We start from the raw sequence: 25,209 nt of genomic DNA on the forward strand, positions 1-25,209 counted from the left end.
TGAAAGCATATGGTAATATGAATCTTGTTTTGATATGTAAAAATGAAAAATAGTAATAGAAGTGATTATGAATTCCTTTTTTGATTTTTTCTTTGGTCAGTATTCAGAATACTCTAATCTGTTTATAACTTTAGAAATAATAGCTGCATTCTTTGGGCTGTTAAGTGTGGTTTTTGCTTGGTTTAATAGAATTTGGGTATATCCAACAGGTATTGTAAGTACTGCAATTTATGTTTATTTATTACTACAATGGACATTGTTGGGAGATATGATGATCAATGCATATTATTTTATAATGAGTATTTATGGGTGGTATATTTGGACTCGAAAAATTGATGATACTCATGTTACTCCTATAAGTAGAACAACAAATGAAGAAAAGAACATTGCCAGTATAATTTTTGTAATGACGTTGCTTTTTGTCTATGGAGTCTATGTTGTTTTTGATAAGTGGAATGATTGGACTGCTTATATAGACACATTAACAACAGGGATATTTTTTGTTGGAATGTGGTTAATGGCAAAAAGAAAAATCGAGAATTGGGTATTTTGGATTATGGGAGATATTATTTCAGTACCATTGTATTTTTACAAAGGGTTTACCTTTACCAGTTTTCAATATCTTTTATTTACTATAATCGCAATTTTTGGATACCTCACATGGAAGAAAAGCTTAGACAAGGAGCTAGTAACTGTATAAAGGTAGTACTTTTTGGTCCTGAATGTACAGGTAAAACTACACTATCGAAACAATTAGCTGATTATTACAACACGTTGTGGGTGCCAGAATATATGAGAGAGTACTTGCAAAAAAAATGGGACGATACAAAAGAGGTGTGTGCTTTTGAAGATTTACTCCCAATTGCTAAAGGGCAAATGAGATTAGAAAACGATCTGGCTGCGAAAACACATGAAATTTTATTTTGTGATACAAATCTTTTAGAATTGAAAGTGTATTCTGAAGCATATTACAACGGATTGGTGCCAAAAAAATTAGATAAAATTTCGCTAGAAAATGTTTATGATTTGTATCTTTTAACTTATATTGACACCCCTTGGGTTCCAGATGATCTAAGGGATAAACCCCACCAACGTGAAGAGATGTTTTTAAGATTTAAAGACTGTCTAGAAAAACATAATCTTCCATATATCGTCATAAAAGGAGATGAAAAATCTCGTTTTGATAAAGCAGTGACAAGTATTAGCCAATTAATAGAACAAAAAAGGTGAATATAACAGATAAAGACATTAAGTTAATCAAAGCAAAAGGATTAACTATTGATAAGGTGCTCTCCCAAATAGAAACTTTTAAAAATGAAATCCCATTTATGGCATTGAGAAGTGCTGCCACATTGGATAATGGAATTCTTAAATTTTCAGAGCACTATCAATCTGAACTTACTAAATTGTATGATTCCAGATTAGATAATCTCGAAACTATAAAATTTGTTCCTGCATCTGGTGCAGCTACCAGAATGTTTAAAGATTTGTTTCGATTTCTTGAAAACTATGAGTATGAAAAAGAAAGCTTGAATTCATATACAAATCACGAGAAAGCAGATGCTATTCGACTTTTTTTAATAGGGTTAGAAAAATTTCCTTTTTATACATCCGTAATGGATAATGTTAAAAAGATGTATCCCAAGTTTGAATCCCTGTCAGAAGGGAGGCAACTCTATATATTCATAGAGATGATGTTGAAAGAAAAAGGGTTGAACTATGGGACTTTCCCCAAGGGGTTATTGCCTTTTCATAAATATACGGATAGCATATCTACCTCTTTTGAAGAGCACCTGTATGAGGCTGCGGGTTATAATACTAATAAGAAAGGTGATTCTAAATTACATTTTACGATTTCTAAAGAACATCTTGAAGGTTTTAAGGATGAATTTGAAAGAATCAAGAAAAGAGTAGAAGAGAAGACCAGCACTAATTTTAGCATCACATATTCATTTCAAAAACCAGAAACAGATACTATTGCTGTAACAGAAGATAATGAACCGTTTAGAAAAGAAGATGGTTCTTTATTGTTTAGACCAGGAGGGCATGGAGCATTGATTGAAAACCTTAATGATTTGGATGCAGACATTATTTATATCAAAAATATAGACAATGTGGTAGTGCGTAAGTATCAGGATGAAGTTTCTGGGTATAAAAAAGTACTGGGGGGTAAGTTAATCGAAATTCAGGATGAGGTATTTAGAATACTGAATGCAATTGATCAAAAAAAACCTTCGGAAGCAGAATTAAAAGACATAAAAAAGTTTTTAGTGCAACAACTCAACGTTAGGTTGCCTTTGGATTTTGATAAGTTTTCGGATAAGTATAAACTCCAATTTTTAAGAGAATCATTAAATAGACCCATTCGTGTTTGTGGTATGGTGATTAATGAAGGAGAACCAGGTGGAGGACCATTTTGGGTAAAAAGTGAAAGCGGAAGGTTAATACTGCAAATTATTGAAGCTCCGCAAATTGATAAAACAGATCGAAGGCAAGAAGAAATTCTTAATCATGCCACTCATTTTAATCCTGTGGATTTGGTTTGCGGAGTGAGAGATTATCATGGTAATAAATTTAATTTATTGGATTTTGTGGATCCCGAGGCTGGATTTATTACAGAAAAAACGATGAATGGTAAAGTGCTAAAAGCTCTAGAACTTCCTGGTTTGTGGAATGGTGCAATGTCCAACTGGATTAGTGTCTTTGTCGAAGTACCTCTTACAACTTTTAACCCCGTAAAGACGGTGAATGATTTGCTGAAATCTGCACATCAGGTAACGCTTTTTTCGTGAATACCTCGGTAATTATAAAAGAATTACAATGTAAAGCTGTGCGAAGTTCTGGTGCGGGAGGTCAACATGTAAATAAGGTGTCTTCAAAAATAGAACTAACTTTTAGTGTCAAAACATCAAAAGGATTAACGAATGAGGAAAAGTTAGTGTTAAGCCAAAAAATGTCTTCCCGATTAACAAAATCGGGAGTCTTGATTTTGAGATGCAGTGATAGCAGAAGTCAATATAGAAACAAAGAACTGGCAATCAAAAGGCTTTTGGATATCCTAAAGTCTAATCTTCATGTTCAGAAAAGAAGAAAACCTACTAAGCCGTCAAAAAGGGCTGTTAAAAAACGTTTGGATAATAAACAAAAGAATGCATTAAAAAAAGCCAATCGTAAAAAGCCTCTACTATAAATAAATCTCCTCTTTTTAAAAGTGTGTATAATTTCTACACTTTTGTGTGGAATCCCCACTTTCTTATAAGCTAAATGGAATAGTTTAATTTATGTAATAATCTGATTTACAGGAAATTAAATTGTTTTGATATTGAAGCTAATCTTTGGAACAATTATTACTATTAAATAGGTGTAAGTAATTCAGTAACCCAATGAAAAAGTTACCAATGATTATAGGGATTGTAGTAAGTATCTTTTCGGCTCAGGGTGTTGTTGCTCAAGATGAATTGGCTGTTCTTAGTGATGATTATGAGTTTCGAGACTATGAATATGAACAACAAGAATATACTGAAATAAATATTGTCGAATTACCTATATCAGTTCAAGAAACTGCTGCAAGGGATTTCGAGCAATTAAGAATTGTAAAAGCATATATGTCTAAAGATAATACGTATAAAATTATCTTACAGGATAAAGATAGTAATACAAAAGTTGTATTTGCAAGCGCTAATGGCAAATGGATAAAGCCAAACGACAATAAATCTTAAATCTAGGGGTAGAAAAAGGATATCGTTTTGCAACCAAGGACGATATAAAGTTGTTTAGTGCTAAAAAAGAGACTCAATCCCAAGGGTCTCTTTTTTTATGTTTTTATTCGTATGAAGTGTTTTAAATCGTAATTTTATAGAATAGCTTTTTTTTAGATAATAAAACACAAAATATGTCAAAAATACTTATCGTTGAAGATGACGTGGCTTTTTGCACAATGCTCAAAACCTTTTTACAAAAAAAAGAGTATGAGGTTTCTACGGCGTTTTCGGGTAATGAAGCTATTCCAAAAATTAAAAAGGAAACTTTTGATGTTGTACTAGCAGATGTGAGGCTGCCAGATAGTGATGGTATTACTCTCTTGGATGAAATTTTACAACAGAACTCCAATACTCAAGTGATTATTATGACAGGGTATGCAGAGATTAATATGGCGGTTAATGCTATTAAACAAGGAGCTTTTGATTATGTTTCTAAACCTTTTAATCCTGATACAATATTACATACTATAGAAAAAGCATTAGATACTAGTGCTACTATAGATAAACCAGAGAAGAATAGGGGAGCTAATTCAATCTTACCTGAAGAAGTAAAAATAGATACTTCTTTTGTGAGAGGTGTTAGTGATGCATCCAAGAAGTTAAATGAATACGTCGCATTAGTAGCTCCTACTCGTATGTCTGTTTTGGTTATTGGAGATAGCGGAACGGGGAAAGAGTATGTTGCAAGTAGTATTCATAAGGCAAGTAAACGTGCAGAAAAACCATTTGTTGCTGTGGATTGTGGAGCTATACCTAAGGAAATTGCTTCTAGTGAGTTTTTTGGACATATTAAAGGATCATTTACGGGTGCTGTAAATGATAAAGTAGGCCATTTTGAGGCGGCAAATGGAGGTACCTTATTTTTGGATGAAATAGGGAATCTTAGTTATGAATTGCAAGTTCAGCTACTAAGAGCCCTTCAGGAACGAAAAATTAAACCTGTAGGTAGTAATAAAGAGGTAGAGGTTGATATTAGGGTAATTGTAGCTACTAATGAAGATCTAAGTCATGCAGTTAAAGAAGGGGAATTTAGAGAAGATTTGTATCATAGGTTGAATGAGTTTTCAATTAAAGTGCCTCCGTTACGAGACAGGATTGAAGATCTTATGCTTTTTGCGAATCACTTTCTCGAAGAGTCAAATATCGAATTAGAGAAGCATGTTGTTGGTTTTGCTGATGAGGTGTTAGAAACGTTCAAAAAATATAACTGGCCTGGTAATTTAAGAGAATTAAAAAATATAGTAAAACGTTCTGTTCTTCTTGCGCAAAGCGATATGATATCCTTAGACATTTTGCCAAATGATATTGTCTATGCTCCTAATATCGCAAAACAAACATATGGACTGTTTAAAAATCAGAATGAGCAAGAGTTAATTCTAGATGCATTAGAAAAGGCAAATGGGAATAAAGCGAAAGCGGCCAGAATGCTTTCAATAGATCGTAAAACATTATATAATAAATTAAAACAATACGATATAAGCCTTTAGTTTTCTACTTTCAGTTTGTTTATAAGGGATTCGATTTTTTTTACACCATCTTTTGCCAAGTCAAGTATTGATTTTTTATCAAGATGATATTGTTCAGAATGCTCAAGTTTTTCGAGAATCGGGACAATTTCTTTTGCTTTGATTTGTTTGAACATAGGAAGCATTTTATGAGCAATCTTTTTAATTCGAGGTATGTCGTTCTCATTAATTACTGATTTTAATTCTCGAATATTGTCTATAGTACTTTCATAAAACGTATCCAAAATAGCATAAAGAGAATCAGAATCTCCATGCGCAAAAAGCATTAAATCATTAAGAGAGTATAGCTCATGTTTGTGATTATCATAGGCTGAAGCTCCGTTAGAACTTAAGTCAACACTAAGTACTTCTGCAATAAGATCTAATAACTGCTTAGGAGCATATGGCTTTCGTAAACTAGCAGCAAATCCAGCTTTTTGGTACTCTAAAAAAGAAGTATCCGTTCTTCCTGACAAGGCAATAACTGGTATAGTGGATAGCTTATTATTGTTTTTTATTGCTTGCAAAAGTTCAAAACCACTCATTTTTGGCATTTGAATATCTGTTAGTACAAGGTTATATTTATTAGCTTGTAGTAATGAGATAGCTTCAACTCCATTCTTGCAAATATCATATGTCAGTCCTGCCAAAGAAGCAACTTCACTGGTTAATGCTAATTGACTTGGGTCATCATCAACTATTAGGACTTTTTTGTTTATAAAATTGTGTATTTCAGCAACATCTGTTTCTTCTTCCGGAATTAGTATAGTAGATAGTTTTAGAGGGATGTAAAAGATAAACTCGCTACCTTTATTAAGTTTACTGTTTAATTCAATTTTGCCATTCAAAAGTTTGATTATCTTTTTGGTAATGGCAAGTCCTAAACCAAAGCCTCCGTATCTTTTTTCGGTATGATCATCACCTTGAGAAAATTCTTCAAAAATGTAGTGCTGCTGCTGTTTTGTAATTCCAATACCAGTATCTTTTACAGAGATAACTAATTGTTTTTCTGATAAGCCATTTTCAATAACCTTACTATTTATGATTATTGATCCCTCATCAGTAAACTTATATGCGTTATTCACCAAATTCGTTAAAACTTGTTTTATCCTAAAAGGATCTCCCAAATATTGCTTGTTTAATTGATCATCCGTTATAATTTTGATCTCAATATTTTTCTTGTCATTTATTGGAATAACACCAGTAATTGTATTTTCAATTAACTTTTTGGGGGAGAAAGGCAACTCTTCAATGACCATTCTTCCTGCCTCGAGTTTTGATAAATCAAGAAGATCATTTACAAGGTGAAGGATGTAATCTGAAGATTTTTTAAGATGATCAAGATAATGTTTTTGTTTGTTGTCTAAACTTGTTCTTTCTAACAAATCAGAATACCCAATCACAGTATTTAAAGGAGAGCGAAGATCATGAGTAACTGTGTTAATTATTGATTCTCTAGTTTTTAATAAAGTTTCGGTAAACGTTTTTTCAGTTTCAAGCTCATTACGATATTTTTGACTTTTAGAAACATCTTTAGTAATTAGAAAAAGAAAGATGATAGCGATCAAAAAGCTTATAGCAGCAATTATTAGAATGATATCCGAGGTATTATTTAAAACTTGATTTGTAGCTTCTAGACGGGCAAAATATTGTTTTCTTTCATTACGATCTATGGCGGCAAGTAAATCTCTCAATTGTTTTGTGATGACTTGATCGTTTTTAAGAAGGTTATTTTCTTTTTCGGTTATCGCACGTCTATATTTTTTATCCTTTTGTTCGAGTTCAGAAAGAACCTGCTTTACAGAAGTGGCCAGCGAATCAACAGTTTGATTAGTAAGTCTTTTGGCATTGTCTTTTTTTGTTAACTCTAAAATATTAATGAGTTTTCTTCTAGTACGAGGGTCGTATTTTTTAAATCGGATATCATAATTAGTATACCCTCCAAAGCTTTTGTTTACCTTTTCAAGTTCATCTATGGCGGTTTCATATAATCCTTTTTGTTTTCTTTGTTCATAGACTTTAATGAGTTCCTCAAGGTTTTTGTTTTTACTATCAATAAGATATTTGATACTATCTATCTTTTGGGTCTGAAGGGTATCATCAGAAATTGTAGAAACCTGGTTGATAGTTTTTAATATAGTGTCTATTTTGGTTTTGTAGGTGATAAATTTTCTAACATCAGAAGTTTGAATAATGTTTCTTGTTAAACTTTCAGCTTCATATAACCCGGTAATTGCCTCTCCAACCAGAAAAAGTTTTTCGTTGTTTTGATTTTTAATTTTTGTAATCTGAGTATAGTTATCTAATTGCTGAGAGATAACCCAAAAAGTGGTTACTGCAAGTAAACCAGCCAGAAAGTATCCAGCGATTATTTTAAAGGTAACAGATCTTTTAGTATTCTTCATAATTATCTTATAACTTCAAAAACCCTAAAGCATTGCTTTATACCAAATAAAGTTACAATAAATCGATAAAACATAGTATTTTTGCGCAGAAATCTCAAAGGGGTGCTTTTTATGGTTTATAACCTGAAATGGCTGAGATCATACCCAATGAACCTGGGCAGGTAATGCTGCCAAGGGACTGCTAGATAATAAGAAGTGCCTAACGGACATTTTTTAGTAAATAGTAAGGTAATTTGTAACGTATTTTTAAAAATAGAATAATTACCCCTTTTATTCGTAATGAATTTTCACGAATGAAAAATCTATTGTTTTATAGTACTCTTTTCTTGTTGAGTATTAATTCGATTGCTCAGGAAAAACAAATGGATTCTGTACCATCCAAAGTAGAAAAACTTGATGAAGTCTTAGTCAAATCTGTTCGTGTAGAAGCAGATTCTCCTATCACTCACTCTAATTTATCTAAAAAAGAACTGGCGACACGTAATCTAGGGCAAGATATTCCTGTTTTATTAAATTATTTACCAGGAGTAGTGACAACCACCGATGCGGGAACAGGTGTGGGGTATACTTACATAAGAGTAAGAGGTAGTGATGCATCTAGAGTAAATGTTACATTAAATGGAATACCCTTTAATGATACAGAGAGTCAAGGTACTTTCTGGGTCAATCTTCCCGATTTTACATCCTCAGTCGAGAATCTTCAACTACAGCGAGGTGTAGGGACCTCTACCAATGGATCAGGAGCATTTGGAGCTAGCTTAAACCTGTTAACAGATGCTGTTTCTGAAGTGGGTAACGCAGAAATTTCGAATACCGTAGGGTCTTATGGCACCAGAAAACATAATGTAAAATTTAGTACTGGACTACTCAATAAAAATATAGAGATAGCAGGGCGATTATCTGCTATCGCTTCTGATGGATATGTTGATCGTGCCTCTTCTGACTTAAAATCTTATTTCTTACAAGGATCATTTGTCGATGATAACACTCTAATAAAAGCGATTACCTTTGGAGGACATGAGATTACATACCAATCCTGGAATGGTATTGATGAAGCTACCTTAGCCTCTGATCGAAGGTTTAATTCGGCAGGACAATATACCGATGAAAATGGAGAAACTCGCTTCTATGATAATGAGGTCGATAATTATAAGCAAGATCATTATCAATTACATTGGAATCAGAAATACACGAATAATTGGTCTACAAACCTTGGGTTAAATTATACTTATGGACGTGGATTTTTTGAGCAGTATAAAGAAGATGAGGATTTTTCAGATTATGACTTTACACCAATCACAATTGGTGGCGAAATTATCAATACTACCGATTTAATACGTAGACGATGGCTAGATAATGATTTTTATGTAATCAATGCTTCTGCTAATTATAAAAACAATAAGATTGATATCGATTTTGGAGGCTTTTATAGCCTGTACGATGGTGACCATTTTGGAGAAGTAATATGGGCTCAAAATGCTGGAGGATCACAGATACGTGACCACTATTACTTCGGAAACGGAGAGAAAAAAGAAGTAACCATTTTTGGTAAAACTACCTATAGAATCAATGATAAATGGAGTGCTTTTTTGGATTTACAAGGACGTTTTGTAGGGTATGAAACCACAGGGTTAACATCAGATCGAGTAGCTATGGAAATTGATGAGAACTATGAGTTTTTTAATCCAAAAGCAGGAGCCACTTTTCAAGTAAACAATTCTAATCAGTTATATGCATCATATGCTAGAGCAAATAGAGAACCTAGAAGAAGTGATTTTGAAAATGGAATTAATACAGCAGAGCAACTTAATGATATCGAACTAGGTTGGAGATTTAATACAAATAAAACTGTTGTTAATACCAATATATATTATATGTGGTATAAGGATCAACTGGTCTTAACAGGAGCATTAGATGATGTGGGAGCTCCAATTAGAGCAACAAGTGGAGAAAGCTATCGTTTGGGGCTTGAAATTGATGCAGATATTACACTTACGGATAAGTTTGTAGTCAAACCTAATGTAGCAATAAGTACTAATAAGAATAAAAACTTTGTAAGCTCAAGAGATGGTAGTTTGGTAAACCTGGGAGATACAAATATTTCTTATTCGCCTAATATTGTTGCCGGAAATATGATTATCTACAGACCGTTAAAAAACCTTCAACTAGGGTTCTTATCTAAGTTTGTTGGCGAACAATATATGGGTAATATTGATAGTGAAACCTCTAAGTTGGATAGTTTCTTTGTAAATGACCTTAATATTGTATATGAAATCAATGATATTCCTGTTTTTAAATCTATAGTGTTGACCGGATTGGTAAATAATGTTTTTGATGAAGAATATGTGTCTAACGGATATTTTTTCACGTATGATGATGATTTTTCTAACCCCGGAACAATAACAACTATCGAAGGTGCAGGTTTTTATCCACAGGCTGGAATCAACTTTTTGCTTGGAGTAACGTTAAAATTTTAATTAAAACTCAAGTTTATAAGTAATTTTAAACTTGAGTTTTATTACTTTTATCGCCTAAACTTTAGGGGTGTCTCTGCGATAGCAGATTCTGAGAAAGACCCTTTGAACCTGATGCGGTTAGTACCGACGAAGGGAAAAGTTAATGTTACATATTTTATATGTGATTTTACCTCTTCAGATTCAAAATAGGTGAGTATTGCCTAAAGTTTATGGACTTAATTAAAAAACAATGACCATAAACGTTAATAACAAATCTCAATCGATTACAGAAAACAGTTCCGTTTCTAGCTTATTAGTACAGTTAGATATTGTTGCTAATGGGATAGCTGTTGCAATTAATAATGATATTATTTCTAAAGAAGAATGGAGTAAAAGATTTTTACAACAAGAAGATCAAGTAACTATTATCCAAGCAACGCAAGGAGGATGATAGTCTGGTTAGAATAAAAAACACCAATAATAAGCCTCTACCAGATACTAACCACTTATACCTAAAATACTACAACATGAAGAAAAAAGATACTGCACCACAAGGAAATGTAATTTCGACCAAGCCTTTTCCTAGTTCAAAAAAAATCTATGTATCAGGAAAGATCCATCCACAAATTAAAGTGGCTATGCGCGAGATTTCATTAGATGATACAACCGATAGTTTTACTGGAAAAAAAATACCAAATCAATCAGTAACCGTTTATGATACCAGTGGTCCTTATACAGATCCTGAAAAAGAGATTAATGTACATGACGGAATTGAACCAATAAGAGAGCAGTGGATTCTGGATCGTGGAGATGTTGAGGAGTTGGATAACTTTTCTTCAAAGTATTGTAATGAGAGACTAAATGATTCTAGCTTGGATCATTTACGATTTAACCATCTTCGCAAACCTAAAAGAGCTAAAAAAGGAGCTAATGTTTCTCAGATGTATTATGCCAAGCAAGGAATCATTACTCCCGAAATGGAATATATTGCTATTCGTGAGAACCAAAAACTAGAAGAGATAAGGCGCCTATCCAAACAACATCCAGGGCAAGATTTTGGAGCGAGTATTCCCGAAGTAATAACAGCAGAGTTTGTAAGAGAGGAAGTAGCACGTGGTCGGGCAGTAATCCCTTCGAATATAAATCATCCAGAAAGTGAACCTATGATTATAGGAAGAAACTTTTTGGTAAAAATCAATGCGAATATCGGAAACTCGGCAACTACTTCTAGTATCGAAGAAGAAGTAGAAAAAGCCGTTTGGGCATGTCGATGGGGAGCTGATAATATAATGGACCTTTCTACAGGAAAAAATATTCACGAAACCCGTGAGTGGATTATTCGTAACTCACCCGTACCTATAGGGACCGTGCCTATATATCAAGCATTAGAAAAAGTAAATGGTAAAGCCGAAGATCTGACTTGGGAGATTTTTAGAGATACATTGATTGAGCAAGCAGAGCAAGGAGTAGATTATTTTACTATCCATGCAGGAGTGCGTCTGGCTTATGTACCAATGACAGCAAAACGTATTACAGGAATCGTTTCTAGGGGAGGATCTATAATGGCAAAGTGGTGCCTTGCTCACCATAAAGAAAGTTTCCTATATACGCATTTTGAGGAAATTTGTGAGATTCTTAAATCCTACGATGTGGCTTTCTCATTAGGAGATGGGTTGCGCCCCGGCTGTATTGCAGATGCCAATGATGAAGCTCAGTTTGCAGAATTAGAAACGCTGGGAGAATTAACAAAAATAGCCTGGAAACACGATGTGCAAACTTTTATAGAAGGACCAGGTCACGTGCCAATGCATATGATTAAAGCCAATATGGATAAACAGCTAGAAGCTTGTGGAGAAGCACCTTTTTATACACTAGGTCCTTTGACAACCGATATAGCACCGGGATATGATCATATTACCTCAGGGATCGGAGCAGCAATGATTGGTTGGTATGGTACAGCAATGTTGTGCTATGTGACTCCAAAAGAACATTTGGGATTGCCAAACAAAGAAGATGTACGTACAGGAGTAATTACATATAAACTAGCAGCGCATGCAGCCGATTTGGCAAAAGGACACCCAGGAGCACAGCATAGAGATGATGCATTAAGTAAAGCACGTTTTGAATTTCGCTGGGAAGATCAATTCAACTTGTCATTGGATCCAGAACTGGCAAGAGAATATCATGATGAAACCTTACCTGCCGAGGGAGCAAAAATTGCCCATTTTTGTAGTATGTGTGGTCCTAAATTCTGCTCGATGAAGATATCACAGGAAGTACGAGAATATGCCGCACAAAAAGAAATTGATGATCAAAAAGTATTCGAAACAGGAATGCAGGAAAAATCAGAAGAGTTTAAAGAAAAAGGAAACGAGATATATCTATAATATTAGGTGTAGTGTTATAGGTTGAGGAATATGAAACCACAACCTATACTCTTATGCTTCAAGCTTGGGTTTTATGCTAATTGTATTAACTTCTGAAAGAGAATTAGAAAACGAAGCAGGTTATATCAATGCTTTATTTGAAAATGGATTAGAACGATTACATTTTCGGAAACCAACTATGGATATCGAAGGATATAGAACTTTGCTTACTCAAATAGATGTAAAGTTTTATAACCGCATTATGATACATCAATTTCATGAGTTGTGCGAAGAATACAAGCTTAGAGGAATTCATATTCAGGAACAGCCTAGATTGGATTTAAAAGAAAAACTAAATAAGTATGTAGATGACTACAGAAAAAAAGGCTATAAAGTAAGTAGTTCTTTTCATTCTAAAGAAGATATTACAAATTGCTCTGTTGATTTCGAATATGTTTTATTGAGTCCCGTTTTTGGTTCAATTTCTAAAGCAGGATATATAGGAAAAGGATTTGATGTTAATGATCTAGAAGAGTTTGTTGTAGGGATGGGGGGAATTAATGAAAACACGTTACAAGCTACATTTGATCTTGGATTTAAAGGAGTTGGAGTTTTAGGTGGAATATGGAATACCGAGAATTCTTTAAAAAGCTTTAAAACAATTCATAATCAACTTAAATCAATCAGCTAATATAAAATGAAAGCGCGCCCATATATTCTCACAATTGCCGGTTTTGACCCATCAAATGGAGCTGGGTTTACCGCTGATATCAAAACAATTGAGGCGTTAAAGGGATATGGATTGACCGTTTGTACTGCAAATACTATTCAAAATGATATTGATTTCAAAATATGTGATTGGGTAGATGTAAAGATGATGACAAAACAAATAGAAATATTGTTTGATCGTTTTGCTATTGATTTTGTGAAAATTGGAATTATAGAAAACTGGAAAGTGCTTCATGAAATTATAGATTTTTTGATAGAAAAAAACAAGGAGATTAAAATCGTTTTGGACCCCATATTAAGATCGAGTTCAGATTTTGATTTTCATAATCCGTCAATACAAAAAGTATCGAATACTAGTGTTTTGTTTGATCAGATTCTGGACAAAATCTATTTGATAACACCAAATTATCTGGAAATAGAAAGGCTATATGTAGACAAAACCATTGATGAAACAGTAAAACACATCAGTAGTAAAACCAACCTGTTTTTAAAAGGAGGGCATAGGGAAGAAGTAGGAAAGGATGAATTGTTCACTAAAGGCGGGAAATATTTTGCTCTCAAGCCAAAAGGGCAAAATTTATCCGAAAAACATGGGAGTGGTTGTATTCTTTCTTCTTCGATTATAACATATTTGGCATTGGGATTTCCATTACTTAAAGCTTGTTTAAAAGGAAAAAGATATACCGAAAAAGTGTTAGGTTCGAATAAAAGCTTACTGGGGTATCACAATGTTTAGAAGTTAAAAATTTGATGATAATAATGACAACAGAAGAAATTTGCTTACAGTATATATCCCAAGGAAAAACTCCCCAAGAGCACCTTCATAATATTGAAGAGGTTTGCAAAGCCGGTTGCAAGTGGGTGCAGCTAAGACTTAAGGATGAAGATGTGGTTACTTATCTGGATACAGCTATAAAATGTCGAGATATTTGTGATCAGTATGAAGCGGTGATGATTATTAATGATAATGTAAGTATAGCAAAAGCTGTTTTGGCAGATGGGATACATTTGGGATTAAATGATATGAATCCTCAGGAAGCAAGAAAAATTCTTGGAGATAATTTTATTATCGGAGGTACTGCAAATACATTAGAAGATTGTATACAACAGGTCGATAATGGAGTAGATTATCTAGGTCTTGGTCCGTTTAGATATACTACCACAAAAAAGAAACTAAGTCCAGTATTGGGATTAGAAGGATATAAGAATATTCTAACAGGAATGAAATCTCAAAATATAGAAATACCTGTGCTTGCTATAGGAGGGATAGTAGAAAATGATATAAAGGATATTTTTTATACAGGAGTTGATGGAATTGCAGTTTCGGGTATGTTGACAAATCAACAGGACCTGAAAAAAACAATTCAAAATATAAAAGTAACTATAAAAGGAGGCGTTAAAAACTCAGAATATAATGGATAAACTAATAATTGCAAATAAAGAGTTTTCATCTCGTTTATTTACAGGAACCGGAAAGTTTAGTTCTTCTCAATTAATGAAAGAAGCTTTACTCGCTTCAGAAAGTGAATTAATCACTGTGGCTCTAAAGCGTGTTGATATTAATAATGAAGAAGATGATATTTTAAATCATTTGAATCATCAGCAAATAAACTTATTGCCTAATACCTCGGGAGTTAGAGATGCTAAAGAAGCAATTTTTGCTGCTCAGTTAGCTCGTGAAGCATTAGAAACCAATTGGGTAAAGTTGGAGATTCATCCTGATCCAAAATATTTACTTCCTGATCCTATCGAAACCCTAAAAGCGGCTGAAGAATTGGTAAAACAAGGGTTTGTAGTGATGCCTTACATTCATGCAGATCCTGTGTTGTGTAAACGATTAGAAGAAGTAGGAGTGCAATGTGTGATGCCTTTGGGAGCACCAATAGGAAGTAATAAGGGATTAAAGACAATAGAGTTTCTAGAAATAATAATAGACCAAAGTAACGTTCCTGTTATTGTAGATGCAGGTATTGGGAGCCCTTCACATGCCGCTCAAGCCATGGAAATTGGAGCAGATGCGGTATTAGTAAACACAGCTATTGCAGTATCTCAGCAACCAATACTAATGGCAAAAGCTTTTAAAATGGCTGTAGAAGCAGGTCGGATCGCGTATAATGCAAAATTAGCCCCCATAAGACAACATGCAGAAGCAAGTAGTCCATTAACGAGTTTTTTAAATGAGTAGCTTCAAAAATACATTTGAGCAGTACGACTGGGACGAGACACTTTCTGATATTTTTTCCAAAACAGAAACCGATGTTACTCATGCATTAGGAAAATCCAAAAGAGATCTTGAAGATTTTAAAGCACTGATTTCCCCTGCTGCAAAACCATTTTTGGAACAAATGGCTCAAATGAGCAGTTATGTTACTAAAAATAGATTTGGAAATACGATCCAGATGTATGCTCCAATGTATTTGAGTAACGAATGCCAAAATATTTGTACATATTGTGGATTTAGTATGACCAATAAAATCCCAAGGAGAACACTTACCGATGATGAAATTCTTAAAGAAGTAGGCTTTCTAAAATCTAAAGGATATGACCATATCCTTTTGGTAACAGGAGAAGCAAATAGAACCGTAGGAGTGGATTATATTAATAATGCTATACGATTAATACAGTCAAGATTTGCCAATATTACTATAGAAATACAGCCATTGAATCAGGAAGAATATGAAGTATTGATAGAAAGTGGTCTATATGCAGTATTGGTTTATCAGGAAACTTACCATAAAGAAGAATACAAAAAACATCACCCCAAAGGGCGAAAATCTAATTTTGATTATCGATTAGAAACTCCTGATAGATTAGGTAGGGCAGGAATTCATAAAATTGGATTAGGAGCACTATTCGGATTAGAAGATTGGAGAGCGGATAGTTTTTTTACAGCCTTACACCTTAGTTATCTACAAAAAACCTATTGGAAGACAAAGTACTCCATATCCTTTCCTAGATTAAGACCCTATAGTGGTGGATTAGAACCAAAGGTTGAAATGACAGACTCAGACTTGGTGCAATTGATATGTGCATTTAGGTTGTTTGATGAAGATGTCGAGTTATCGATGTCTACCCGAGAGAGCGAAGTCTTTAGAGAGAATATTGTTAATTTAGGGATTACTTCTATAAGTGCCGAATCCAAGACAAACCCAGGAGGTTATGCCGTGGCTCCACAATCTTTAGAGCAATTCGAAATTTCTGATGAAAGATCTACAGAAGATGTAGTGCAAATGCTTAAAAATAGAGGGCTCGAAGTAGTGTGGAAAGATTGGGCATATAATTGGCAGTAAATTATTAATATCTTTACGAACTAAAAGTCATTTCTGTGAAAATTGGAAAAGTAGTTTTATACAAGTTTTTTGTTAATAAGATAAAAAGTATAATTTTTCTGATACTCTTTCTAAGTAATCCAATTTATGGACAACAAGGAGTAGATGAAATAAAAAAGAATCGTAAAAAAGCAATACTTGTTGAGGTAAAAATGAATGAACCGGTACTGCTTAAAGATTCTTTATCAATTTTATTAACGTCTTTCTCGTTTAAACGAAAACCACATCTATCAGACAAAGGTCCCATAAAAATAATGGTACGGTTGTCACTTTCTAAAGGAAATAGTTGTGGAGAAGTCGAAATCCGAAGACATGGCTTGGTTGGAAAATCTGAATATACTTATGTTACATCATCATGGAATGGATATACTTTTAAGCTAAGGGATTTTAACCTCGAAGGAGCCTTTGAGATTATAATTTCCAAAACGCCTTTCAAAGAATAAAGGTGGTTTTATCTATTAGAACTAAACCAAACTAATTAGTAATAGTTAGTGTGTTTCCATCTCTTTTGATAGCATAGTTTCTAAGTCCAAATTGTCCATCTCCAGAAGTTTGTTGTCCTGTTACAATATTATATGAGTTCCCATCTTCGCAGTCACAAGTTGAAGTGATTCCTTTAATAGACTGTGATGAACATGAGCTAGGTGGGTGATTGGGATCGCTAAGCTCAAAAGCAGTATATTGAGTATTGTCAATATTGTAAATAATGATTCCTTTGATACTTCCGTTTTCTGTTCTGTCAATAAAGTGATTCCCAGGAAACTTTAAATCATTAAATTGGGGTAAGTTGAGATTAATTTGATAATTAATGCTGGTAGGGGGAAGAAATTGGTTGCTATTGCGATTATCATCACTGCTACATGATAAAATCAAAAGTGTACTTATTAAAAAAATGATCTTTTTCATAACGCTTTCATAATGTATTGGCAAAATACGTAAATTTGTAGTCTTCAGTAAAATTTTTGTTATCTTTGAATAACAAATCCCATTCTTGTGGGATTTTTTGTATTTATATAAACGATGAAGTTATGAGCAAAGTATCTTATTACACTGCAGATGGGCTGAAAAAATTGAGAGACGAACTAAGTCAACTCAAGGATATAGAGCGCCCAAAAGCCTCTCAGGCAATAGCAGAAGCACGTGATAAAGGGGATTTAAGTGAAAATGCCGAATATGATGCTGCAAAAGAAGCGCAGGGATTGTTAGAAATGCGAATTTCTAAATTAGAAGAAACCCTCGCTAATGCGCGTCTAATAGACGAATCTCAGTTAGATACGTCTAAAGCACTTATACATTCTAATGTAAAGATCAAGAACCAAACCAATGGCGCTGAGATGACCTATAAGCTGGTAGCACAAAGTGAAGCCGATCTTAAAACAGGTAAAATATCTGTAGATTCTCCAATAGGAAAAGGCCTCCTGGGGAAAAGCGTGGGAGAGGTAGCAGAAATACAAGTTCCTAATGGGATAATGAAGTTTGATGTCATAGAGATTACAAGAGAATAAAAGACATATTTTTTATCAGTCAGAAAGCCTTTTTTTTATTTTAAAAAAAGGCTTTTTTATGGTTTTGACTTACAGATAAATAAACTATATTTCGAAACCGAAACCCAACAAAAAAAAATAGTAATGTCTACCCTATTTACTAAGATTGTAAATGGCGAAATTCCATCGTATAAAATTACTGAGGATGAGAATTTTTACGCCTTTTTGGATATTAATCCAAATGCAAAAGGACATACATTGTGTATTCCAAAAAAAGAAGAAGATAAAATTTTTGATCTAAGTGAAGATGAATATCTAGAGCTAATGCGTTTTTCTCGAAAAGTAGCAAAGGCTATCGAGAGAACAGTTGCTTGCAAACGTGTTGGTATTGCCGTAGTTGGTTTAGAAGTTCCTCATGTGCATGTTCACCTGATTCCCTTAAACGAAATGAAAGAAATGACGTTCCAGCACAAAATTTCTATGTCAGAATCTGATTTTAAAACGTTAGCATTAGAGATTCAATCGAATTTATAAAATATGCAAGAATCTGATTTTAAATTATCATTAAAGCTTCGTATAGATTGGAGTGAAATGGATACTTATCAGCATGTAAATAATGTGAATTTTATGAAATACATGCAGAGTGCGCGTGTTCAATTTTGGGAGGTAACAGGCTTAGCAAAATTATATGCCGAAACCAAAAAGGGACCTATGCTGGTTTCAACTAAATGTGATTTTAAAAATCCCTTATTTTTTCCTGGTAATGTAGAAATCAAAACCAAAGTTAAGTTTATTAAAAACTCGAGCTTTGGATTATATCATCAGTTGTATAACGATAATGGTGTTTTGTGTGCAGAAGGACATGATGTAGCGGTATGTTTTGATTTTAATATTGACAAAACCTTCTTAATTTCTGAGGACTTAAGAAGGGTTATGCAACAATATTAGATTTAGGAGAATTATAATCCTATAAGCTCAGGTTTGACAAGATATAAATATACTCCAGAGGCTATAATTAAAAATAGAAATACAAGGAAGTAAAATAATCCTGTAAAATGTAAAGATCCTGATTTGTGGGGTATTGTCTTTTTGTGATAGTTATATACCCTTTCTATATCTGTTGTCCATTGACCAGGGAAAATTTGATTTTCACATTTACTACAATTGATGCATTCAATAATGTTGCTTTTGGTTTTTACTAAAAGTTTTGAAGATAGCCGTTGTTGTTTAAAAGAAAGGATCATACCATCGGTAGAATAACATTCTGGACAGTTGTTGTTAAGGCTTGCTTCTTTTAGGGTGATGTACTCAGTTTTCACGTTATTTAGATTTGGTGGTTAGTTATTAAGTTTGAGCTAATCAATATTATACCACTAAATTTGTGTTATAATATTCTATTGCTTAGTAGGACTTTTGTATAACGTTGTGAAGAAAAGATTGTTATACCTCAAGATAAAAAATTAGACCGAGGTTCCAGATTTACGAAGTGTGATTTGAAAGGTAGTTCCTTTACCAATATCTGATCTAAGTACCTTAATTCTTCCAAGATGATATTCTTCAATAATTCTTTTTGACAGGGATAAACCTAGCCCCCATCCACGACTTTTGGATGTATAGCCAGGCTCAAAAATTTTAGTAAATTTACTTTTAGGAATACCTTTTCCAGAATCTTTAATCCTAATAAATACTCGTTTTGCATCATCTGCTAGGTCTACTTTAAGGTCTCCCTTTCCTCTCATTGCATCAATTGCATTTTTTACCAGATTCTCGATAGTCCAACTATATAACTGAGAATTTAGCGATACATAAATCGGTTCTTCGGGTAAATTAAGTGAGAAATTAATTAGTTTAGAACTTCTGGATTGAAGGTAGGTATATGCGTTTTTGGTTTCTTCAACAATATCGACTTCTTCCAGGTTAGGAATAGAGCCAATTTTAGAGAAACGTTCTGTAATGACTTTTAACCTCTCAATATCTTTGTCTATTTCTATAATATATTCTGGATTTACATTTTCAGTTTTAAGAATTTCATTCCAACCTACTAATGATGATAAAGGGGTTCCTATTTGATGAGCAGTTTCTTTGGCCATACCTGCCCATAGTTTATTTTGCTCACTAGCTTTTGAAGTTGTGAAGAAGAAATAAATTACCCCAATAAGCAAAAAGATAATGATTGCTATAGTCATAGGGTAATACTTTAGTTTATTTAAAATATCAGAATTCCCATAATAGATATATTGAACGGTGTCTTTGAGATCTAACTCTATGGGGTCATTTTCAGACTTTAATGTTTTTAAATATGCCTTAAGTTTAATTTCATTATTCATCAAGCTTTGCGATAAATTTTGAAAATAACTCTGATCGGGCTTACCTAAAGAATCTCTAACAAACTCACCTTTAGAATCGGTAATGATAATTGGAATAGATTTATTAGTTGCTCCAATTACGATAGAAAGCTCTAGATAGTCATCAGATTGCTCGCTGTTTAAAGCCTTTTGAGATTGTGCCCATATTTGAACCTTAGTTCGTTCATCATCCTTAAGGCGTCTCATAAATAAAGAGGTGTTCCATAAAACGAGACCAGTTATTACCAAAACAGCAATAATTATAAAATAGCTCGAAAAATTACGCTCATCAGAAAAATTCATACAGCTTATTATCTAATCCTAAATATAAACGTTTTTAAACAATTTTATTGTTTATAAAACAGATAACTAAAACCAGTTTACATAATCGCGGTCAAGAGCAAAGATTGGTTATCTTTGCTTTATATAAAACAAATTATGATTACAATCGATCCGTCACAGGTAACCACAGGAAAATTACATGGTCTAATACTTGGTGCAATTGGTCCAAGACCTATCGCTTTTGCTAGTACGATGGATGCAAATGGCGTGGCTAATTTATCACCATTTAGTTTTTTTAATGTATTTAGTGCAAACCCACCTATTCTTATTTTTTCTCCAGCCAGAAGAGTAAGAGACAATACGACCAAGCATACATTGGAAAATGCAAAATTAACAAAAGAGGTTGTTATAAATATTGTCAATTATGATATTGTTCAACAGATGTCTTTGTCAAGTACAGAATATCCCGAAGGAGTTAATGAATTTGAAAAATCAGGACTTTCTATGGTGCCTTCAGAAAAAGTTAAGGCATATCGTGTTGGAGAATCTCCAGTTCAATTTGAATGTAAAGTAAATCAAGTAGTCCCGATGGGTGATCAGGGAGGAGCAGGAAATCTTATTATTTGTGAAGTGCTTCTTATGCATGTTAATGAGAGTGTATTGGATGAAGATCATAAGATAGATCAACATAAAATAGATCAGGTTGCTCGTATGGGAGGTAATTGGTATACCCGAGCGAATATGGGTATGTTTGAAGTACCTAAGCCTTTGAGTGCTATAGGTATGGGGGTAGACTCTTTGCCAGAAGATATAAAGAAAAGTACTATTTTTACTGGAAATGATTTAGGCAAGTTGGGAAATGTAGTTAATATTCCAGAAAAACTAGATGCTTTAGAATTTGTTAATAAACATAGTGATATTAAGAATAAAATTCAACAGGCTAACCTAATAGAAATTCATAAATTTGCAAAACAGTATCTGGATCAAGACGAAATAGATACCGCATGGAACATATTAGCAGCAAAATAATAATACAGTAAGATGGAAGTACAAGGTAAAGTAAAGATGATCGGTGAGACACAAACCTTTGGAAGCAATGGTTTTAGAAAGAGAGAAATTGTAGTTACTACTGAGGAGCAATACCCACAGCATATTATGGTAGAGTTCGTTCAGGATAAATGTGACTTGTTAAACTCTTTTCAGGTTGGACATGATGTAAAAATAAGTATCAATTTGCGTGGTCGTGAGTGGGTAAACCCACAAGGAGAAACTAAATATTTTAATTCTATCCAAGGATGGAGGATTGAAAGTTTACAACCTGCAGCGCATAACGCTTCAGCTCCTCAAACACCACCTGCAGATGCTTTTGAGCCTGCAACAGATTTGTCTAGTGAAGAACATGACGATTTACCGTTTTAAGCAAGTTTTGAATAAAGAAACTACTTATTAAAAAAAAGAAAAAAGTCCGATATCAAAAAAATATCGGACTTTTCATTATTGTGGTTTTAGATTAACCTCTTAATTAAATTCAAAAAAGCAATGATGAACAAAATTTCTCTTAAAAGGTCTTAACAAAGATTGTGATTTTTTTAATAATTTCAAACAACTGATTGATATTTAACGTTGTATAAACATTAACAAACATATTTTGTATATTCTAACAGATACTATACAGTTTCCACCAGTTAATCATGCTGATCATAATGGATTGCTAGCTGTGGGTGGAGATCTTTCTGTAGATAGACTATTGATGGCATATAATAGTGGTATTTTTCCTTGGTATAGTGATGACCAACCTATTATGTGGTTTAGTCCTGACCCTAGGATGGTGATGTTTTCGTCAGAATTAAAAATAAGCAAAAGCATGCGACAGCTTATTAAGAAAAATCATTTTGAAGTAACGTTTAATCAAGATTTTGATAGTGTAATAAAAAACTGCGCAGAAATCCAACGACCAGAACAAGATGGTACGTGGATTACATCTGATATGCAAAAAGCATATAAGAATTTATATGAAAAGGGATATGTTGTTTCGGTAGAAGTGTCTCTAGAAGACAGACTTGTTGGTGGTGTGTATGGAATTTGGCTAAAGGAAAAAAAAATATTTTGTGGTGAAAGTATGTTCTCTAAAGTGAGTAATGCTTCAAAATATGGTTTTATTGCTTTGGTAGAGTGGTTAAAAGAAAAAGAAGTAAAATTGATTGATTGTCAGGTATACACCGATCATTTGGCAAGTCTGGGAGCCAGAGAAATTCCGAGAGAAGAATTCTTGAAGTATTTACAATAAATAATTGACACAGGATTTGGTGTCTTAATAACTATTTAGTGATGATTATTCATAACTTAGGATTAGAAAATTCAATTTTAAACCAGTTTATTCTTGAACTTAGAGATGTAGAGATACAAAAAGACTCGATGCGTTTTAGAAAGAATATTGAACGTATTGGTGAGATCTTAAGCTATGAGTTGAGTAAAACGATTGCTAGTCAGACTAAAAGTGTACAAACGCCTTTGGGAGTCAAAGAGATTTCGGTACCCGAAAAAACACTTGTGTTATGCTCAATACTGAGAGCAGGATTGCCATTGCATCAAGGATTATTAAATTATTTTGATACTGCAGAAAATGCATTTATATCTGCATATAGAGACCATAAAAACAATGATGATTTCGAAATTATTGTTAAGTATATGGCTTCGCCCTCATTAGAAGGTAAAACATTAATTCTTGCAGATCCAATGATGGCAACCGGTAGAACTTTGGAGAATACCTTTGAGGTTATCAAAAAATATGGGACCCCAAAACAGATACATATTGTTTCGGTAATTGGTTCTGAGCAAGGAGTAGCCTACATTAAAAAAGTATTCCCAGAAAATACTCATTTATGGATAGCAGCTGTTGATAAAGAGCTAAATGATAAAAGTTATATTGTTCCTGGTTTGGGAGATGCCGGAGATTTGGCTTTTGGTATTAAGTTGTAAACCTCCGGACTTTTTTTAATGTACTTTTATAGTACGTTCATATTAACTGTTATCTTTGGTAGTAAAACACCAAAGAAGACTTTTCGATTACATTAGAATTTAAATAATACCCTACCATTGCAGGTGGTGCATCTTTATCTAAATCTATTTTTTCTGTTTTAAGAGCATACACAGTAATAACATATTGATGAATCCCATGCCCTTCTGGTGGACATGGTCCTCCATATCCATAAGTGCCAAAATCGGTTTTACTTTGAATGGCAGTTTTAGAAATCAAATCTTTTGATGTATTCCCTGCATCAGATGATAATTCGTTTATTGTATTGGGGATGTTAAAAACTACCCAATGCCACCAACCACTACCCGTAGGAGCATCTGGATCATGAATGGTAATGGCAAAACTTTTTGTTTCCTTAGGAGCATTTTCCCAGCGTAACTGCGGAGATATGTTTTCTCCAGTACAGCCAAATCCCTTAAACAATTGCTTGTTTGTAGCTTGTCCTCCTAATTCCGAGCTTTTTAAAGTAAATGTCTGGGCGTAGCTTAATGATAAACAAAAGAAAAAAAGTATAATTGTGGTTTTTTTCATAATTGACTCTGTTTTATAAATTAATGATATAGGCAAAATTACAATTTGAAAAAGGTAAAGGTTGTAATTTGAAGTTCAAAAAATGTCGCTAAAAGTTCAATTTTGATGAAGTTGATATTGTTTTGGTGTTATTCCAAAACGCTTCTTAAATGCTTGAGTAAAACTTGATAGGTTACTAAAACCATATTCAGAATAAATATCTGAAGGTCTTACGTTTTCTCTTTGTAATTGCTTTTTGGCAATCTCTAAGCGATTGTTTTGTATCCAATTAAAAGGGGTGTCGTTATAGGTTTCTTATTTATTAAATCACTAGGAAGTAATATAGTGTTCATAAATGAGATTAATTTAGTTTACGAAAAAGAGATTGACTAGACTTCTTTGTATCTAAAACAGCCAATCTCATGGTCATTAACCATACCAGTAGCTTGCATAAAGGCATACATTACTGTAGAGCCAACGAACTTAAACCCTCTTTTTTTTAAATCCTTACTTATAAGATCTGAGATTTCTGTTGTAGCCGGAGAGTCTTTATAATTCGACCAGTTATTCTTAATTGGTTTGCCATCTACAAACCTCCAGATATAATTATTAAAACTACCAAACTCTTCTTGAATCTTTATAAAGTTTTGGGCATTGGATATTGCAGAGTTTACTTTTAGTTTATTCCGAATTATGCCGGCATCTTGTAGAAGTTCTTGTTTTTTGTCTTCGTTGTAGTTGGCAACGATTTTGTAATCAAAATTATCAAAGGCGGCTTTGAAATTTTCGCGTTTTCTTAAAATAGTAATCCAACTTAAGCCAGCTTGAAAAGTTTCTAGTATTAAAAACTCAAACAAAAGTTGTTCGTCATGTAAAGGAACACCCCACTCATTGTCATGATAGGCTTCATATAGAGGGTCGCCAACGCACCATCCGCATTTATGTTTTTGCATAATTAAAACTTGGTTTTGCTAATCAAATCCCTAAAATACTGCTTATT

28 protein-coding genes, 1 pseudogene and 1 riboswitch are annotated in these 25,209 nt (G+C 33.5%); of the genes and pseudogenes, 22 read left to right on the forward strand and 7 right to left on the reverse strand.

The window, feature by feature from the left end; all coding sequences use genetic code 11:
- Nucleotides 1-67 precede the first annotated feature (67 nt).
- From pnuC to C1X07_RS07350, 6 genes are all read left to right on the forward strand, one after another.
- Nucleotides 68-700, forward strand: a complete 633-nt coding sequence (pnuC, locus tag C1X07_RS07325; RefSeq protein WP_103069323.1) for a nicotinamide riboside transporter PnuC — start codon at nt 68-70, stop codon at nt 698-700.
- On the forward strand, nt 661-1,230 hold the full coding sequence (locus C1X07_RS07330; RefSeq protein ID WP_103069324.1) for an AAA family ATPase: 570 nt from the start codon (nt 661-663) through the stop codon (nt 1,228-1,230). Before pnuC ends, C1X07_RS07330 begins: the two co-directional genes overlap by 40 nt.
- On the forward strand, nt 1,227-2,792 hold the full coding sequence (locus C1X07_RS07335) for a DUF4301 family protein (RefSeq protein ID WP_103069325.1): 1,566 nt from the start codon (nt 1,227-1,229) through the stop codon (nt 2,790-2,792). The genes C1X07_RS07330 and C1X07_RS07335 overlap by 4 nt, the downstream gene beginning before the upstream one ends.
- Nucleotides 2,789-3,190: an alternative ribosome rescue aminoacyl-tRNA hydrolase ArfB gene (gene arfB / locus C1X07_RS07340; protein WP_103069326.1), complete on the forward strand. Its 402-nt coding sequence runs from the start codon at nt 2,789-2,791 to the stop codon at nt 3,188-3,190. The genes C1X07_RS07335 and arfB overlap by 4 nt, the downstream gene beginning before the upstream one ends.
- A gap of 193 nt (nt 3,191-3,383) precedes the next feature.
- Complete coding sequence (locus tag C1X07_RS07345; RefSeq protein ID WP_103069327.1) at nt 3,384-3,719, forward strand: hypothetical protein; 336 nt, start codon at nt 3,384-3,386, stop codon at nt 3,717-3,719.
- Nucleotides 3,720-3,892: 173 nt separating this feature from the next.
- Nucleotides 3,893-5,248 (forward strand): sigma-54-dependent transcriptional regulator, encoded by a 1,356-nt coding sequence (locus C1X07_RS07350; protein WP_103069328.1) that lies wholly within the window; start codon nt 3,893-3,895, stop codon nt 5,246-5,248.
- Here C1X07_RS07350 and C1X07_RS07355 read toward each other — a convergent pair.
- Nucleotides 5,245-7,671, reverse strand: coding sequence for a hybrid sensor histidine kinase/response regulator (locus tag C1X07_RS07355; protein WP_103069329.1), 2,427 nt, complete (start codon nt 7,669-7,671; stop codon nt 5,245-5,247). The genes C1X07_RS07350 and C1X07_RS07355 overlap by 4 nt on opposite strands.
- A gap of 293 nt (nt 7,672-7,964) precedes the next feature.
- Between C1X07_RS07355 and C1X07_RS07360 the strand changes: the two genes are divergently transcribed.
- The 9 genes from C1X07_RS07360 (at nt 7,965) to C1X07_RS07400 (ending at nt 16,994) form a co-directional block, all read left to right on the forward strand.
- On the forward strand, nt 7,965-10,148 hold the full coding sequence (locus tag C1X07_RS07360; protein ID WP_103069330.1) for a TonB-dependent receptor: 2,184 nt from the start codon (nt 7,965-7,967) through the stop codon (nt 10,146-10,148).
- A gap of 53 nt (nt 10,149-10,201) precedes the next feature.
- Nucleotides 10,202-10,300, forward strand: a riboswitch (TPP riboswitch).
- Nucleotides 10,301-10,377: 77 nt separating this feature from the next.
- Nucleotides 10,378-10,578, forward strand: a complete 201-nt coding sequence (gene thiS, locus C1X07_RS07365) for a sulfur carrier protein ThiS (RefSeq protein WP_103069331.1) — start codon at nt 10,378-10,380, stop codon at nt 10,576-10,578.
- Between the two features lie 76 nt (nt 10,579-10,654).
- Complete coding sequence (gene thiC, locus C1X07_RS07370) at nt 10,655-12,514, forward strand: phosphomethylpyrimidine synthase ThiC (protein WP_103069332.1); 1,860 nt, start codon at nt 10,655-10,657, stop codon at nt 12,512-12,514.
- A 73-nt stretch (nt 12,515-12,587) separates the two neighbouring features.
- Nucleotides 12,588-13,184 carry a thiamine phosphate synthase gene (locus C1X07_RS07375; RefSeq protein WP_103069333.1) on the forward strand — a complete coding sequence of 199 codons (597 nt, stop codon included), beginning with the start codon at nt 12,588-12,590 and terminating at the stop codon, nt 13,182-13,184.
- 6 nt (nt 13,185-13,190) lie between these two features.
- Nucleotides 13,191-13,958 carry a hydroxymethylpyrimidine/phosphomethylpyrimidine kinase gene (locus C1X07_RS07380; protein WP_103069334.1) on the forward strand — a complete coding sequence of 256 codons (768 nt, stop codon included), beginning with the start codon at nt 13,191-13,193 and terminating at the stop codon, nt 13,956-13,958.
- A 23-nt stretch (nt 13,959-13,981) separates the two neighbouring features.
- Nucleotides 13,982-14,644 carry a thiamine phosphate synthase gene (locus C1X07_RS07385; protein ID WP_103069335.1) on the forward strand — a complete coding sequence of 221 codons (663 nt, stop codon included), beginning with the start codon at nt 13,982-13,984 and terminating at the stop codon, nt 14,642-14,644.
- A complete protein-coding gene (locus tag C1X07_RS07390) occupies nt 14,634-15,407 on the forward strand; it encodes a thiazole synthase (RefSeq protein WP_103069336.1) in 774 nt (257 codons plus the stop codon). The genes C1X07_RS07385 and C1X07_RS07390 overlap by 11 nt, the downstream gene beginning before the upstream one ends.
- Nucleotides 15,400-16,512, forward strand: coding sequence for a 2-iminoacetate synthase ThiH (gene thiH, locus C1X07_RS07395; protein ID WP_103069337.1), 1,113 nt, complete (start codon nt 15,400-15,402; stop codon nt 16,510-16,512). The genes C1X07_RS07390 and thiH overlap by 8 nt, the downstream gene beginning before the upstream one ends.
- Nucleotides 16,513-16,547: 35 nt before the next feature.
- Nucleotides 16,548-16,994: a hypothetical protein gene (locus tag C1X07_RS07400; protein WP_103069338.1), complete on the forward strand. Its 447-nt coding sequence runs from the start codon at nt 16,548-16,550 to the stop codon at nt 16,992-16,994.
- 31 nt (nt 16,995-17,025) lie between these two features.
- On the opposite strand, the gene C1X07_RS07405 is transcribed toward C1X07_RS07400, so the two are convergent.
- Entirely contained in the window at nt 17,026-17,457 is a 432-nt protein-coding gene (locus C1X07_RS07405) for a hypothetical protein (RefSeq protein WP_103069339.1), read from the reverse strand.
- A 122-nt stretch (nt 17,458-17,579) separates the two neighbouring features.
- Between C1X07_RS07405 and greA the strand changes: the two genes are divergently transcribed.
- From greA to C1X07_RS07420, 3 genes are all read left to right on the forward strand, one after another.
- The gene (gene greA, locus C1X07_RS07410; protein WP_103069340.1) at nt 17,580-18,056 is read left to right on the forward strand and encodes a transcription elongation factor GreA; all 477 of its coding nucleotides are present in this window, start codon (nt 17,580-17,582) and stop codon (nt 18,054-18,056) included.
- Nucleotides 18,057-18,179: 123 nt separating this feature from the next.
- Entirely contained in the window at nt 18,180-18,569 is a 390-nt protein-coding gene (locus tag C1X07_RS07415; RefSeq protein ID WP_103069341.1) for an HIT family protein, read from the forward strand.
- 3 nt (nt 18,570-18,572) lie between these two features.
- Nucleotides 18,573-18,983 (forward strand): acyl-CoA thioesterase, encoded by a 411-nt coding sequence (locus tag C1X07_RS07420; protein ID WP_103069342.1) that lies wholly within the window; start codon nt 18,573-18,575, stop codon nt 18,981-18,983.
- An 11-nt stretch (nt 18,984-18,994) separates the two neighbouring features.
- Here C1X07_RS07420 and C1X07_RS07425 read toward each other — a convergent pair whose 3' ends face one another.
- The gene (locus C1X07_RS07425) at nt 18,995-19,354 is read right to left on the reverse strand and encodes a hypothetical protein (protein WP_103069343.1); all 360 of its coding nucleotides are present in this window, start codon (nt 19,352-19,354) and stop codon (nt 18,995-18,997) included.
- Between the two features lie 141 nt (nt 19,355-19,495).
- Nucleotides 19,496-20,683, reverse strand: coding sequence for a sensor histidine kinase (locus C1X07_RS07430; protein ID WP_103069344.1), 1,188 nt, complete (start codon nt 20,681-20,683; stop codon nt 19,496-19,498).
- A 135-nt stretch (nt 20,684-20,818) separates the two neighbouring features.
- On the opposite strand from C1X07_RS07430, the gene C1X07_RS07435 reads away from it, so the two are divergent.
- The 4 genes from C1X07_RS07435 to upp all read left to right on the forward strand — a co-directional run bounded on the left by C1X07_RS07435 (nt 20,819) and on the right by upp (nt 23,641).
- Nucleotides 20,819-21,691, forward strand: coding sequence for a flavin reductase family protein (locus C1X07_RS07435; protein WP_103069345.1), 873 nt, complete (start codon nt 20,819-20,821; stop codon nt 21,689-21,691).
- A gap of 12 nt (nt 21,692-21,703) precedes the next feature.
- Nucleotides 21,704-22,081 carry a DUF3127 domain-containing protein gene (locus C1X07_RS07440; protein WP_103069346.1) on the forward strand — a complete coding sequence of 126 codons (378 nt, stop codon included), beginning with the start codon at nt 21,704-21,706 and terminating at the stop codon, nt 22,079-22,081.
- A gap of 229 nt (nt 22,082-22,310) precedes the next feature.
- On the forward strand, nt 22,311-22,949 hold the full coding sequence (aat, locus tag C1X07_RS07445; RefSeq protein WP_103069347.1) for a leucyl/phenylalanyl-tRNA--protein transferase: 639 nt from the start codon (nt 22,311-22,313) through the stop codon (nt 22,947-22,949).
- Between the two features lie 41 nt (nt 22,950-22,990).
- Nucleotides 22,991-23,641 carry a uracil phosphoribosyltransferase gene (gene upp, locus C1X07_RS07450; protein WP_103069348.1) on the forward strand — a complete coding sequence of 217 codons (651 nt, stop codon included), beginning with the start codon at nt 22,991-22,993 and terminating at the stop codon, nt 23,639-23,641.
- A 49-nt stretch (nt 23,642-23,690) separates the two neighbouring features.
- Here the strand turns inward: upp and C1X07_RS07455 are convergent, their stop codons facing one another.
- From C1X07_RS07455 to C1X07_RS07465, 3 genes and pseudogenes are all read right to left on the reverse strand, one after another.
- Entirely contained in the window at nt 23,691-24,230 is a 540-nt protein-coding gene (locus C1X07_RS07455; protein ID WP_103069349.1) for a YbhB/YbcL family Raf kinase inhibitor-like protein, read from the reverse strand.
- Nucleotides 24,231-24,326: 96 nt separating this feature from the next.
- Nucleotides 24,327-24,506, reverse strand: a pseudogene (locus C1X07_RS25470) (helix-turn-helix domain-containing protein); the annotation flags it as partial.
- Nucleotides 24,507-24,598: 92 nt separating this feature from the next.
- Nucleotides 24,599-25,162: a DNA-3-methyladenine glycosylase I gene (locus C1X07_RS07465; RefSeq protein WP_103069350.1), complete on the reverse strand. Its 564-nt coding sequence runs from the start codon at nt 25,160-25,162 to the stop codon at nt 24,599-24,601.
- Between the last annotated feature and the right edge of the window lie 47 nt (nt 25,163-25,209).

It is taken from the genome of Aquimarina sediminis, from assembly GCF_002895435.1.
Taxonomy (GTDB): Bacteria; Bacteroidota; Bacteroidia; order Flavobacteriales; family Flavobacteriaceae; genus Aquimarina; species Aquimarina sediminis.

Coding starts and splice junctions, on each gene's coding strand:
- thiC (WP_103069332.1), top strand. CDS start 10,655: ATGAAGAAAAAAGATACTGCACCACAAGGAAATGTAATTTCGACCAAG.
- C1X07_RS07360 (WP_103069330.1), top strand. CDS start 7,965: ATGAAAAATCTATTGTTTTATAGTACTCTTTTCTTGTTGAGTATTAAT.
- upp (WP_103069348.1), top strand. CDS start 22,991: ATGATTATTCATAACTTAGGATTAGAAAATTCAATTTTAAACCAGTTT.
- C1X07_RS07435 (WP_103069345.1), top strand. CDS start 20,819: ATGATTACAATCGATCCGTCACAGGTAACCACAGGAAAATTACATGGT.
- C1X07_RS07430 (WP_103069344.1), bottom strand. CDS start 20,683: ATGAATTTTTCTGATGAGCGTAATTTTTCGAGCTATTTTATAATTATT.
- thiH (WP_103069337.1), top strand. CDS start 15,400: ATGAGTAGCTTCAAAAATACATTTGAGCAGTACGACTGGGACGAGACA.
- thiS (WP_103069331.1), top strand. CDS start 10,378: ATGACCATAAACGTTAATAACAAATCTCAATCGATTACAGAAAACAGT.
- C1X07_RS07440 (WP_103069346.1), top strand. CDS start 21,704: ATGGAAGTACAAGGTAAAGTAAAGATGATCGGTGAGACACAAACCTTT.
- C1X07_RS07330 (WP_103069324.1), top strand. CDS start 661: ATGGAAGAAAAGCTTAGACAAGGAGCTAGTAACTGTATAAAGGTAGTA.
- C1X07_RS07415 (WP_103069341.1), top strand. CDS start 18,180: ATGTCTACCCTATTTACTAAGATTGTAAATGGCGAAATTCCATCGTAT.
- C1X07_RS07455 (WP_103069349.1), bottom strand. CDS start 24,230: ATGAAAAAAACCACAATTATACTTTTTTTCTTTTGTTTATCATTAAGC.
- C1X07_RS07355 (WP_103069329.1), bottom strand. CDS start 7,671: ATGAAGAATACTAAAAGATCTGTTACCTTTAAAATAATCGCTGGATAC.
- C1X07_RS07350 (WP_103069328.1), top strand. CDS start 3,893: ATGTCAAAAATACTTATCGTTGAAGATGACGTGGCTTTTTGCACAATG.
- C1X07_RS07345 (WP_103069327.1), top strand. CDS start 3,384: ATGAAAAAGTTACCAATGATTATAGGGATTGTAGTAAGTATCTTTTCG.
- pnuC (WP_103069323.1), top strand. CDS start 68: ATGAATTCCTTTTTTGATTTTTTCTTTGGTCAGTATTCAGAATACTCT.
- greA (WP_103069340.1), top strand. CDS start 17,580: ATGAGCAAAGTATCTTATTACACTGCAGATGGGCTGAAAAAATTGAGA.
- C1X07_RS07420 (WP_103069342.1), top strand. CDS start 18,573: ATGCAAGAATCTGATTTTAAATTATCATTAAAGCTTCGTATAGATTGG.
- C1X07_RS07465 (WP_103069350.1), bottom strand. CDS start 25,162: ATGCAAAAACATAAATGCGGATGGTGCGTTGGCGACCCTCTATATGAA.
- C1X07_RS07385 (WP_103069335.1), top strand. CDS start 13,982: ATGACAACAGAAGAAATTTGCTTACAGTATATATCCCAAGGAAAAACT.
- C1X07_RS07380 (WP_103069334.1), top strand. CDS start 13,191: ATGAAAGCGCGCCCATATATTCTCACAATTGCCGGTTTTGACCCATCA.
- C1X07_RS07375 (WP_103069333.1), top strand. CDS start 12,588: ATGCTAATTGTATTAACTTCTGAAAGAGAATTAGAAAACGAAGCAGGT.
- C1X07_RS07405 (WP_103069339.1), bottom strand. CDS start 17,457: ATGAAAAAGATCATTTTTTTAATAAGTACACTTTTGATTTTATCATGT.